Annotated in this window: 9 protein-coding genes and 1 pseudogene; 5 read left to right on the top strand and 5 right to left on the bottom strand. The window is 67.0% G+C overall.

The annotated features are described in order from the left end of the window. The first annotated feature begins 84 nt into the window (after positions 1-84). Positions 85-1,620, top strand: coding sequence for a Re/Si-specific NAD(P)(+) transhydrogenase subunit alpha (locus tag OHB04_RS03385; protein WP_326806769.1), 1,536 nt, complete (start codon positions 85-87; stop codon positions 1,618-1,620). Positions 1,621-1,628: 8 nt separating this feature from the next. Continuing rightward, entirely contained in the window at positions 1,629-3,047 is a 1,419-nt protein-coding gene (gene pntB / locus OHB04_RS03380) for a Re/Si-specific NAD(P)(+) transhydrogenase subunit beta (protein ID WP_326686170.1), read from the top strand. 272 nt (positions 3,048-3,319) lie between these two features. Here the strand turns inward: pntB and OHB04_RS03375 are convergent, their stop codons facing one another. Further along, positions 3,320-4,147, bottom strand: coding sequence for an HpcH/HpaI aldolase/citrate lyase family protein (locus OHB04_RS03375; RefSeq protein WP_326686169.1), 828 nt, complete (start codon positions 4,145-4,147; stop codon positions 3,320-3,322). Next, the gene (locus OHB04_RS03370) at positions 4,144-5,016 is read right to left on the bottom strand and encodes a hypothetical protein (RefSeq protein ID WP_326686168.1); all 873 of its coding nucleotides are present in this window, start codon (positions 5,014-5,016) and stop codon (positions 4,144-4,146) included. Before OHB04_RS03370 ends, OHB04_RS03375 begins: the two co-directional genes overlap by 4 nt. Before the next feature lie 397 nt (positions 5,017-5,413). Here OHB04_RS03370 and OHB04_RS03365 point away from each other — a divergent pair, with 397 nt between their 5' ends. Beyond that, positions 5,414-6,682, top strand: a complete 1,269-nt coding sequence (locus tag OHB04_RS03365; protein ID WP_326806768.1) for a CoA transferase — start codon at positions 5,414-5,416, stop codon at positions 6,680-6,682. A gap of 80 nt (positions 6,683-6,762) precedes the next feature. On the opposite strand, the gene OHB04_RS03360 is transcribed toward OHB04_RS03365, so the two are convergent. The 3 genes from OHB04_RS03360 to OHB04_RS03350 all read right to left on the bottom strand — a co-directional run bounded on the left by OHB04_RS03360 (position 6,763) and on the right by OHB04_RS03350 (position 9,648). Continuing rightward, positions 6,763-7,257: a hypothetical protein gene (locus OHB04_RS03360; RefSeq protein WP_326686166.1), complete on the bottom strand. Its 495-nt coding sequence runs from the start codon at positions 7,255-7,257 to the stop codon at positions 6,763-6,765. A 185-nt stretch (positions 7,258-7,442) separates the two neighbouring features. Then, positions 7,443-8,429 (bottom strand): aldo/keto reductase, encoded by a 987-nt coding sequence (locus tag OHB04_RS03355; protein ID WP_326806767.1) that lies wholly within the window; start codon positions 8,427-8,429, stop codon positions 7,443-7,445. A 148-nt stretch (positions 8,430-8,577) separates the two neighbouring features. Further along, a complete protein-coding gene (locus OHB04_RS03350) occupies positions 8,578-9,648 on the bottom strand; it encodes an NADP-dependent oxidoreductase (RefSeq protein WP_326806766.1) in 1,071 nt (356 codons plus the stop codon). A 384-nt stretch (positions 9,649-10,032) separates the two neighbouring features. Here OHB04_RS03350 and OHB04_RS03345 point away from each other — a divergent pair. Together OHB04_RS03345 and OHB04_RS03340 are read left to right on the top strand one after the other, a co-directional pair. Next, positions 10,033-10,722 (top strand): annotated as a pseudogene (locus OHB04_RS03345) (NAD(P)-dependent alcohol dehydrogenase); the annotation flags it as partial. Between the two features lie 187 nt (positions 10,723-10,909). Then, positions 10,910-11,899 carry an aldo/keto reductase gene (locus tag OHB04_RS03340; RefSeq protein WP_326809393.1) on the top strand — a complete coding sequence of 330 codons (990 nt, stop codon included), beginning with the start codon at positions 10,910-10,912 and terminating at the stop codon, positions 11,897-11,899. Positions 11,900-12,008: the final 109 nt, after the last annotated feature.

Below are 12,008 nucleotides of genomic sequence, written 5' to 3'. Positions count from 1 at the left end.
AGCTGCACGTTCCCATGGGCGGATGCACGCCAACGCCCCCGGAACCTCTGACCTTTGGCGTGCTCAACCGCAGAGGAGGTCGCCGTGCTCATCGGTGTGGTGAAGGAGTCCAGACCGGGGGAGACGCGAGTGGCGGCAACGCCGGCCACGGCAGGCCAACTGGTGAAGCTGGGCTACGAGGTAGTGGTCGAACCGCGGGCTGGCGCGGCATCCAGGTTTTCCGACGAGGCATACGTCGGAGCGGGAGCCAACATCGGTGACGCGCTGTCGGCCGACATCGTGCTCGGGGTGAACCCGCCCTCGAAGGAGCAGTTGGACGGGCTGCGCGAGGGCGCCACGCTGATCAGCCTGCTGAGCCCGGCCCTTGACCCCGCGCTGGTGCAGGATCTGGCCCGGCGGCCCATCACCGCCTTGTCGATGGACGCGGTGCCGCGCATCTCGCGGGCCCAGTCACTGGACGTGCTCTCGTCCATGGCCAACATCGCCGGATACCGTGCAGTGGTCGAGGCAGCCCATGAGTTCGGCCGCTTCTTCACCGGCCAGGTCACGGCCGCGGGCAAGGTTCCTGCGGCGAAGGTGCTGGTCGCAGGTGCCGGTGTCGCAGGCCTCGCGGCGATCGGCGCGGCGCGCAGTCTGGGCGCGATCGTGCGTGCCACCGACCCGCGGCCGGAGGTCGCCGACCAGGTGAAGTCGCTGGGTGGTGAGTACCTGGCGATCGAATCTGCGGAGGCGGAGGTCAGTGCCACCGGATACGCCAAGGAGATGGGACACGACTACCAGGCGCGTGAGACAGAGCTGTACGCGGAGCAGTGCGAGGACATCGACATCATCATCACCACCGCGCTGATCCCGGGGAAGCCGGCGCCTCGGCTGATCACCGCCGAGATGGTGGCCGCCATGCAGCCGGGCAGCGTGATCGTGGACATGGCCGCGTCCAACGGCGGAAACGTGGAAGGCACCGTCGCGGGGAAGAGGGTGGTCACCGCCAATGGGGTGAGCATCGTTGGCTACACCGATCTGGCGGGCCGGCTGCCGGCCCAAGCCTCCCAGCTGTACGGCACCAATCTGGTCAACCTGATGAAGCTGATGACGCCGGACAAGGACGGCAGGTTGGTGCTGGACTTCGATGACGTGGTGCTGCGCTCGATGACCGTGGTCCGCGACGGCGACCTGACCTGGCCACCACCGCCCGTACAGGTATCGGCGGCACCTGCCGCGCCGCCTGCCCGCGCGGCGGCGGGCACTCCGGCCGCAGGTCAGGACAAGCAGCAGATCTCTCCGGCGAAGCGATTCGGCGCGGTTGCCGTCATCGGCACACTGCTGTTCCTGGCAGCGGCTCTGTCTCCACAGGCCTTGTTGGGCCACCTGACGGTCTTCGTCCTGGCGGTGGTGGTCGGCTCCTACGTGATCGGGCATGTGCACCACGCCCTGCACACCCCACTGATGTCGGTGACCAACGCCATTTCCGGGGTCATCGTGGTCGGCGCACTGTTGCAGATCGGCCATGGCGACACGGCGATCACCTCGGTCTCATTCGTGGCGATCCTGCTCGTCGCCATCAACATCTTCGGTGGGTTCGCCGTCACCCGGCGCATGCTCGCCATGTTCTCCAGGAGCTGACCCCCACCATGTCTGTCGACGCCGCCGCACAGGCGGCATACATCATCGCTGCGCTGCTGTTCATCCTGGCCCTGGCCTGCCTGTCGAAGCACGAAACCGCCAAGGCCGGCAACGCATTCGGCATCGTGGGCATGGCACTGGCTCTGGCTGCCACGGCCATGCTGGCCCTGGACCAGGACATCGAGCCGCTCGGACTCGGCCTGCTGATCGGAGCCACCGTGATAGGCGCGGCCATCGGCCTGTGGCGGGCCCGGGCGGTGGAGATGACCGGCATACCGGAGCTGATCGCCCTCCTGCACAGTTTCGTCGGCCTGGCCGCGGCCATGGTCGGCTGGAACGGCTACCTTCATGTCGAGGCGGACCTCGACGGTGCTGCCGCGCAGGGGCTGCGAGCCGCGGACACCCTGGGCGTCCACCACGCCGAGGTGTTCGTCGGCGTGTTCATCGGTGCGGTGACCTTCACCGGATCGATCGTCGCGTTCCTCAAGCTGTCCGCCCGTATGAAGTCCGCGCCGATGGCCTTGCCCGGCAAGAACATGTTGAACCTCGGCGCTCTGGTTGCGTTCACCGTCCTCACCGCCTGGTTCGTGATCGAGCCGGGACCTGGGCTGCTGGTGGCGGTCACAGCGATCGCGTTGTTGCTGGGTTGGCATCTCGTCGCCTCGATCGGCGGGGGCGACATGCCGGTCGTGGTGTCCATGCTGAACAGCTACTCCGGCTGGGCGGCGGCCGCGTCCGGCTTTCTCCTGGAGAACGACCTGCTCATCATCACAGGTGCCCTGGTCGGCTCCTCGGGTGCGTACCTGTCCTACATCATGTGCAAGGCGATGAACCGGTCCTTCGTCTCCGTCGTCGCCGGCGGATTCGGCATCGAGGCCGGCCTTGGCGGCGATCAGGACTACGGTGAGCACCGCGAGATCACGGCCGAAGGAGTGGCGGAGACACTCCTCGGTGCCGACTCGGTGATCATCACCCCTGGTTACGGCATGGCGGTCGCCCAAGCGCAGCACGGAGTGGCCGAACTGACGCGCACATTGCGCGAGATGGGCGTCGATGTGCGGTTCGGTATTCACCCCGTGGCCGGCCGTCTGCCCGGACACATGAACGTGCTTCTGGCCGAGGCCAAGGTTCCCTACGACATCGTGCTGGAGATGGACGAGATCAACGACGACTTCCGCAGCAGCTCCGTCGTGCTCGTGATCGGCGCCAACGACACGGTCAATCCGGCCGCTACCGAGGATCCCGGCAGCCCGATCGCCGGCATGCCCGTGCTGCGGGTCTGGGAGGCCGACAACGTCGTGGTCTTCAAGCGCTCGATGGCGTCCGGATACGCCGGTGTACAGAACCCGCTCTTCTTCCGCGAGAACTCGGCGATGCTCTTCGGTGACGCGAAGGAGAGAGTCGAAGACATCCTCCGCGCACTCTGACTCCACACGCCACCGGGCCACGTCCACATTTTCGGGGCCCGGTGCGTGACAATACCGCCATTTTCGAGTCTCGAGATGACGGTCGAGCAGTTCATGGGGGCCGTCGTTCGGACGTCGCTGAGGCGGCTGTGTGCCGGAAGTGAACCGTATTGCGGGAAGACACGCCCTTCCGGAGGTAGGCGGCACCCTCAACCACCGCCTACCTCCGGCTCACACACCGTACCCACCGTTCCGAGCCTCGCTGTGCGGGGCAAGGCTCGTCGGCAGCAGGGTCAGGGCGCGGAGTGAGACTCGTGAGCTCGTGCCAGGATCTGGCGGGCTCGTTCCAGCACCGGCTTGTCGACCATCTGGCCGTTCACTGCGGTGACGGAGTCACCGGCTGCCAAAACCTTCCTTGCCCACGTCAACTCGGTCTGCGACGGGGCGAGTCCGTCGGCGACCGCCTGGAGCTGGGTCGGGTGGATGCACAGTTTGCCGGTGAAGCCCAGGCGGCGCGCGTGGGCGATGTCACTGCTCAGGATCTGAGGGTCTTTCAGCGCGGCGGTGACACCGTCGACCGGAGAGCTGAGCCCCGCCGCAGCGGAGGCCGAGACCAGTTTGGAGCGTGAGTACGACAGGGCGGCGTGGTCATCCGGGGCGACCCCGAGCTGTCCGGCAAGGTCGACGTTGCCGAATGCCGCGCGGGCGACCCCAACGACAGCGCATACTTCCGCAGCCCGTTCCACGCCGAGGGCGGTCTCGATGAGCAGGATGATTTCGCTTCGCCCGGCGACGCGGGCGGCAATCTCCGTGAGCGGTTCGGGATCCTCGGACTTGGGCACCATGACCGGGCTGCCGTGGCGGACCGCCTCCGCCAAGTCGTCCTCGAAACAGGGGGTCCCCGGAGGGTTGATCCGGACGACCGCGTCATTGCCCTGGGCGAGCCAGGTGCCGGCATGGGAGCGGGCTCGGGCCTTGTCCTCGCCGGCCACCGCGTCCTCGAGGTCAATGATGACCATGTCGGCGCCTGAGCTGGCGGCCTTGGCGAAGCGGTCGGGCCGGTGCCCGGGCACGAAGAGCCAGCTACGGGCCGATGCGATGCGGCTGCTGAGCCGGGTCACTTGAACGTCACCTCGGACGTGGCGTGCTGCGCCTCCCGGTGGGTGGCGACGCGTAGCTTGGCCCGGCCGTCTGCGCGGGTGCCGCAGGCAAGAAGGTGCTCGCTCGCGAAGGCAGGGCTGCGGAGCCGATAGGACAGGGACTGCACGTGGCCGGACGGGACGTTGCGGCGGACGAGCTCCATCATCAGCAAGGCCAGGATCGGGCCGTGGACCACCAACGCGGGGTAGCCCTCCTCCTTCTGGGCGTACGGCAGGTCGTAGTGGATGCGGTGGGCGTTGGCGGTGAGCGCGCTGAACCGAAACAGCAGAGTGGCATCCGGTTGCAGGGCGAGCTGCCACGCCTCGTCGGTCTCCCGAGGCGCAGACCGGTCGAGCACCACGGAGGCGTACCGTGCAGGGCCGCGGCCGGAGCGGTACACGATGTCCTGCTCTTCCACCAGACAGGTGCGGCCCTGCTGGCGGAACTCGTTGCGCTGGGTCACGAAGAGGAGTTCGCCGGTCCTGCCGTGCTTGACGGTGACGTTGTGCAAGCTGCTGATGCGCTCTGCCGTCTCGCCAAGACGCAGGGGTTCGGCGATGATGCAACGTCCTCCGGCGAACATGCGCTGCCGGTCGGGCAGGGGCGGCAGGAAGTGGCCGTCCGCTGGGTGGCCGTCGGCCCCGAGGTTGCTCTGGGCGGGCCAGTCCAGGAAGTAGAGCCAGTGCCACAGCGGTGGCAGTGGGGTGTCGGCGTCGGCTACGGGCTCTGGTTCGTCAAGCAGCGCCGACAGTGCCGCGACGGGGCCGGGGAGTATCTGGTCCTCGCAGGTGACCACGCCGGGTGTCCACGACTCTACGTACGCCTGAAGGGGACTCGTGCTCAGCTGCATCGGTCTGTCCTCGGGAACCGTGTGATGAGCGCCGGGTTCTGACAAGGGAAGTCCTCGGCGGGACGCGCATCTTGAGGATGCTCTGCTGTTCCGCCGATCGCGCCTCGCGCTCGTCCGCCCGTCGACTAGTTACCTTGACATCATTGTAAGACAATGTAAGCGTTGTCAACCATCAGCAGTCATGTTCTGTCTGTGACAGTCTGAAGGGCCAGTGGGTGGCCAGACTGCAGCAGGCTCGCCCCAGTGGCGTGGAAGGTTCGGCTGTCGCCTGACCCATCCGGTCCCAGGCCTGAGCGAGGTTGTCCATTCCCGCAGCGGCGATGCAGGTGCGGGGTGCCGGCCCCACACACTCCACACCAGGCCGGCCGGACCGATCGTCGTAGCGCGCCCATCGACCATGTCCTCCGTGAAGGGAAGCACGTTGACATCAGCTCTTCAGCCGCTCTGTGGTCTGCGCCTTGTCGAAGGGGCTTCCTTCGTGGCCGCTCCCTCGGCCGGGATGGCACTGGCGCAACTAGGAGCGGACGTCATCCGGGTCGACCCGCCGGGCGGCGGCAGTGACTTCCGCCGCTGGCCGCTCTCCGCCGGGGGTGACAGCCTGTTCTGGACCGGCCTCAACAAGGGCAAGCGGTCGGTGACCATAGACCACCGCAGTGCTCAGGGGCGCGAGCTCCTGATCGCCCTGGCCTCGGCGCCCGGGCGAGGGTCCGGGATCTTCCTCGACAACATGGTGGGTCGGCACCGGCTGGCGTACGAGGATCTACGGGCTCGGCGGCAGGACGTCATCCACGTACATCTTCAGGGCAGGGCCGACGGGTCTCCGGCTGTCGACTACACGATCAACGCTGAGGTCGGAGTGCCGCAGATGACGGGTCCGCAGGGGACCGACCGGCCGGTGAACCACGTACTACCTGCCTGGGACCTCGTGTCCGGCATGGTCGCGGCCTCGGGGATCCTGGCCGCCGTTCTCCACCGCGAACGGACGGGGCAGGGGGCGCAACTCGAACTCGCGCTGGCCGATGTGGCGCTGGCCGGCGTCGGCGGTATGGGCTGGCTGGCGGAGGCGGAGGCGATGGGCGGCCCGCGGGCCCGGCAGGGAAACCATATGTACGGCTCGTTCGGGGTGGACTTCGAGACCTCGGACGGTCGTCGGGTGATGGTGGTCGCCTTGACCGAGGGACAGTGGAGGGCACTCCGCGAGGTCACCGAGACGGATGCCGTCTTCGCCGCACTTGAACGCGTCCTCGGCGCGGACTTCAGTCAGGAAAGCGAACGGTATCGGCTGCGCGAAACGATCGCCGCCGTGCTGCGTCCGTGGTTCGCCCAGCGAGACTTTGGCACAGTACGCGGGTTGCTGGACCGTGCACGGGTCTTGTGGAGCCCCTACCTCGGCATGCAGGAGGTGGCCGACGTCGCCCGTGCGGACGAAACTTCGGTGGCAGCGGAGATCGATCAGCCTGGCATAGGCCGGGTGCTGGCCACAGGCCGACCGCTGCGCTGGGACGGAGCGGGGGCGCCTCCCGTCCCGGCGCCACGACTCGGTGAGCACACCGAGGAAGTGCTGTTGGATGTCCTCGGTCTCTCCACCAAGGAGGTAGGTCGGCTGCACGAAGAGGGCGTCATCGGTGCTGCTGCCATCCCGGAGGGAGCGTGGACGGTGGTCTGAGCGAACCGCAGGACGTGACCCCACGACTTCCTGGCCGACGGGCTCACGCGCCACGTTTGACGCGACCTGCGTGCTCTGCCCTATGTGGCGAGGGCGTGGTTGAGGACCTTGGCGGCTGTGCCAACGGCGCCGGGCATGAGGTGGCGGTAGATCTTGAAGGTGATCTCGATCCTCTGGCGCACCCGTGCCGGCAGGGGCACGTCCCGGTACTCACCCACCTTGCGGTGCTTGAGCCGCTCGTACTGGCAGGTCGTCCGGTTGACCTGCTCGGTGATGCGGTAGACATCGTCGGCGACGATGTTGTTGAGGTTCACCGCGAACGCCTCACCGTTGCGCATGCCGCACCCGCTCATCAGATCGGCGACCAGCAGGAAGCTGTCGTCGCCGGCGGTACGCATCTGCTGCAGCTGCTCGGGTGAGGGGATCACCACCCGCTTGGGGTCGTACTGCGGCGGCTTGATTCCTGCCACCGGGTTGTCGTCGAACAGTCCCAGCCGGTTCGCGTCCAGCAGGATCGCCTTCAGCTTGTCGAAGGCGTTCGCCTGGGCGGCCAGGCCGATGCCGTTGCGTTCCATCCGAGCCGTCCGGCATGGCACCCTCGTCTGCGAGGCTGCCACGCCGGACGGAACCGGACTTGTGCGACTCGCCACTCGCGGAAAATGGCTGCGGACGTTGCTACTTGTCGACCAGCGACATGTGGTGCTCGTTATAGCGGTCTCCCTGTACCCCGACCCGATCAGCGAGACGGCTGCGGACGTTGCTACTTGTCGACCAGCGACATGTGGTGCTCGTTATAGCGGTCTCCCTGTACCCCGACCCGATCAGCGAGTTCGTGGAGGTCGGCCAGTTCGTCGGCGCAGAGCGGCAGCTGGGTGGCGCCGATGTTCTCGTCGATGCGCGCGAGGCGCCGCGTTCCGGGAATCGGAACGATCGACGGATGCTGCGCGAGCAGCCAGGCGAGTGCGACCTGCCCCGGTGTGGCGTCCTTGGCCTGCGCTAGCGTCGCGATGTGCTCCACAAGAGCCTGGTTGGCCGCTCGATTCTCAGCCGTGAACCGTGGAATGGTCGTTCGGACGTCGCCGTCCGCGAACGATGTTGAGGCGTCCACCGCGCCGGTCAGGAATCCCTTGCCGAGCGGGCTGAAGGGCACGAATCCGATTCCGAGCGCCGCGCATGTCGGCAGGACCTCCGGCTCGGGGTCCCGGGTCCACAGTGAGTACTCGCTCTGTACCGCCGTCACGGGGTGGACCGAGTGCGCACGGCGGATGGTCTCCGCACTGGCCTCGGAGAGCCCGAAGCAGCGGACCTTGCCCTCCCGCACGAGTTCGCCCACGGTGCCGGCGACGTCTTCGATCGGTACTTGCGGATCGACTCGGTGCTGGTAGAACAGGTCGAGCCGCTCGACCCCGAGCCGTTTGAGGGAGGCCGTGGCGACGGCACGGATCTGCTCGGGCCTGCTGTTGAGTCCGGTGGGGGCACCGTTCTCGATGCGGAATCCGAACTTGGTGGCGATCACGACCTGGTCACGCAACGGAGCGAGGGCCTCACCGACGAGTTCCTCGTTGACGTAGGGGCCGTACACCTCAGCGGTGTCGAAGAACGTGACCCCGCGGTCGACGGCGCAACGGAGTACGGCGATCATCTCGCTTCGGTCACCGGGGTTCGGTCCGTAACTCTGGGACATTCCCATGGCGCCGAGGCCGATGGCGGAGACACGCAGGTCGCGTCCGAGCGTTCGGGTGTGCATGGTTTCTCCTTGTCGAGGCCGACACCGGCCGACCGGTGTTTATCGCAGGACGGCTGGCCGCAGCGTCCTGTGCCGTTCTTGGCGACCCCGGCGCGCGGTCGGTCCCTGGCGCGTCGCCGGTCGGAACGGTGCTTGGGCAAGGCGGTGTTCAGGGCTTCCAGGTGAGCGAAGTGGTGTCTGATGGGCCGGGCTGCCACGCTTCGTCGTCGAATTCGAGGACGATCCGTTCGCGCAGGCCGCCCTGCTCGAGCCGGGTATGGGCGGCAACCGCGTCATTAGCATCGAAGGCCATGGCGGCGCGCAGCGTGACGGTGCCGTCTTCGACCTGGTCGCGCAGACGTACGATCGCGGCCCGGTCCGTCCGCCGCTCTCGCACATTGAGGTGCTTGACCTTGATTCCGCGCCCTGGATCGCCGTCCCAGGAACGCAGGATGCCGATCTGACCGCCGTCACGCACGGCGGGAACGATCTGCTCGTGCAGCAAGGCGGCATCAGCCACTGCGTCCACCGGGGTACCGAGCTCTTTGAGTACCCGGCGGGCGATCTCGGGGCCGCGCGGTATGCATACGTGCGCGCCGAGTGAGCGCAGGAAGACGGCATCTTCCTCTGCAGCGACGGCCACGACGTGAAGGCCCGCCGCGCTGCCGAGTTCCACGAGATATCCGCCGACCGACCCCGCGGAGCCTGTCACCAAGAGCGTGGCGCCTTCTGGCAGCTTGAGTTCGTCGAGCACATTTTGCGCGGTGAGCGCATTGTTGAGGAAACCGGCCGTCTCGGCAGCCGAGGCGCCCGAGGGAGCGATGGCCACGGACCGCGCGGGAAGGGCGAGATATTCGCTGTAGCCGCCCCACCCCCCGGCATTGTCGACGAATCCCACGACGCGTGTGCCTGGCACCAGGCCCCAGCGAGGATCGACGTCGCTGTCCACCTCTTCGACGGTACCGGCGACCTCCATCCCGGGGACGAAGGGCGGGGTGAGGCCCTGGTACAGCTGCTCCAGCTGCCCGGACCTGACCATTGCGTCCACGGGATTCACTCCGGCGGCGTGAACACGGAGCCGCACTTCCTCGGCTTCAGGACGCGGCTCGGGGAGTTCGAACGACTGCAGCACTTCCGGTCCGCCGAACTCGCTCAGTCCAATTACTTTCATCCGGCCGTTTCCCAACTTATCGCGGTGTGACATGGCGAGGCTTTTCCTGTATTTCCCGCGCAGATTCATCAATCATCGTACCCAGGCACTCCACTCTGAAGGGGGGAAGGATTTTTCCCAGGACGAATCCTTCCCCTGTACAGAGATGGTCGACCGTGCAAGCCTCATATGTGTGGCAGTGTCGGCGTCGGCAGGGGTTCTCGCGTCCGGATGAATGTCGCATGCATCGGGCCGGAGATTAATAGACCCGCCAAGACCCGACCCGTGGCGGCAAGGGCTGCCGGCAGGCATGCCGCGACAACCGTGGTTGCCGAGGCCACGACTGAGTTCCACCCCCGTTTGGAGAACCGTGTTCACCGTCAACGCGTACGCCGCTACGTCCGCGACCGAACCGCTCACTCAGACCACCGTCGAGCGCCGCGACGTGGGCCCGCACGATGTGCTCATCGAGATGTGGAGCGGGACGGCACCCCCACCCAGGGTGGATACACCACTCATATCGTCGTCGACGAGGACTTCGTCGTTGTATCCCCGCCGGCGTCGCCCTGGACCAGGCCGCCCCGCTGCTGTGTGCGGGAATCACCACGTACTCGCCGCGGCACCGCTGGGGCGCCGGCCCCGGCAAGACGGTAGCCGTTGTCGGGCTCGGCGGACTCGGTCACATGGGCGTGCAGTTCGCGCATGCGATGGGTGCGGAAGTCACCGTCCTGTCCCAGTCGTTGAAGAAGGTGGACGACGGTCTGCGCCTCCGGTGCGGACCACTACTACGCAACGAGCGACCCTGCCACGTTCGAGGAGCTGGCGGGCACCTTCGACCTGATCGTCAACACGGTGAGTGCCAAGCTCGATGTCGACGCCTACCTCTCCCTGCTGGCCGTTGGCGGCACCATGGTCAACGTCGGTGCTCCGGCGGAACCGCTGTCGCTGAACGTGTTCTCCCTCCTCGCGCGTGGCCGGTCGTACGCCGGTTCGTCGATCGGCGGGATTCGGGAGACGCAGGAGATGCTGGACTTCTGTGGCGAGCACGGCATCGGCGCGGAGACCGGGACCATCCCGGTCGAGAAGATCAACGAGGCGTACGGGCGAGTGCTGTCCTCCGATGTGCGTTACCGGTTCGTGATCGACATTGCGACGCTGGCCTGACTCGGCCGCGAGGGGTGAGATCGCTGCGGCGTCCCCCTCGCTCTGCATCGGGGCGTCCGCGTACAGGAAGCGTCACGGGCCGGCATGCATGCCTTTGACCGATCACGCCCCGCTGGTGATGACCGAGACCTGATGGCCTCCGTATCCGACGTACTGCCACTACCAGATGGAAGAACCACCGATGACGATGACGTACAACCACCTCGGCCGGACAGGTCTGAAGGTGAGCAAGCTCGGCCTGGGGACCATGAACTTCGGCTGGGTCACCGACGAGTCCACCAGTTTCGCCATACTCGACCGGGCAGTCGAGGAAGGCATCAACTTCGTCGATACAGCCGACGTGTACGGCGGCCCGCAGTCGCCCGACATGGAAGTGGGCTACGGCCTCTCCGAAGAGATCATCGGCCGGTGGCTGGCCCAAGGCGGTGGCCGGCGCGACCAGATCGTGCTGGCGACCAAGCTCTACCAGCCCATGGGCACCGGCCCGAACGACAAGTACCTCTCCGCCTACAAGATCCGCAAGGCTGCTGAAGACAGCCTCCGACGGCTGCGGACCGACCACATCGATCTGTACCAGATGCACCACATCGACCGTTCGACCCCGTGGGACGAGGTCTGGCAGGCCATGGAGCAACTCGTCCGCGAGGGCAAGGTCACCTACATCGGCAGCAGCAACTTCGCCGGCTGGCACATCGCCACCGCCCAGCAGGAAGCCGGAAAGCGGCACTTCCTCGGGCTCGTCTCCGAGCAGAGCCTCTACAACCTCAACGCCCGCACGGTCGAACTCGAACTGATCCCCGCCCTGCGCCACTATGGCCTCGGCCTGATCCCGTGGAGCCCGCTGGGCGGCGGGCTGCTCGGCGGCGCCTTGCAGAAAGCCGACAGCGGTCGACGCTCGTCTCCCGGCTTCCTGGCCACTGTCGAGCAGTACCGGTCACAGCTCGAACGGTACGAAGCCCTGTGCGCGGACCTCGGCGAGCGACCGGCGGACGTCGCCCTCGCCTGGCTGTTGCACAACCCGGCGGTCGCGACCACGATCGTCGGGCCGCGGACCTCCGAGCAGCTGTGCCAGACGCTTCGAGCCCCGCACCTGACCCTGACACCGGACACCCTTCGGCAGCTCGACGAGATCTGGCCGGGCCCCGGAGGCGAGGCTCCCGAAGCGTACGCCTGGTAGTTCGGCGAGCAAGGCGTCAAGGACGGCCGCAGAGTACCGCGACTCCAAGGACGACGCCCGTTGCTCTGGTGGTCGCCTGGGTCGGCCGCATTCCGCAGAATTAGCCATT

The sequence above is a fragment of the Streptomyces sp. NBC_01775 genome (assembly GCF_035917675.1).
Lineage (GTDB): Bacteria > Actinomycetota > Actinomycetes > Streptomycetales > Streptomycetaceae > Streptomyces.
This window is presented reverse-complemented; position numbering and strand designations above follow the sequence as displayed.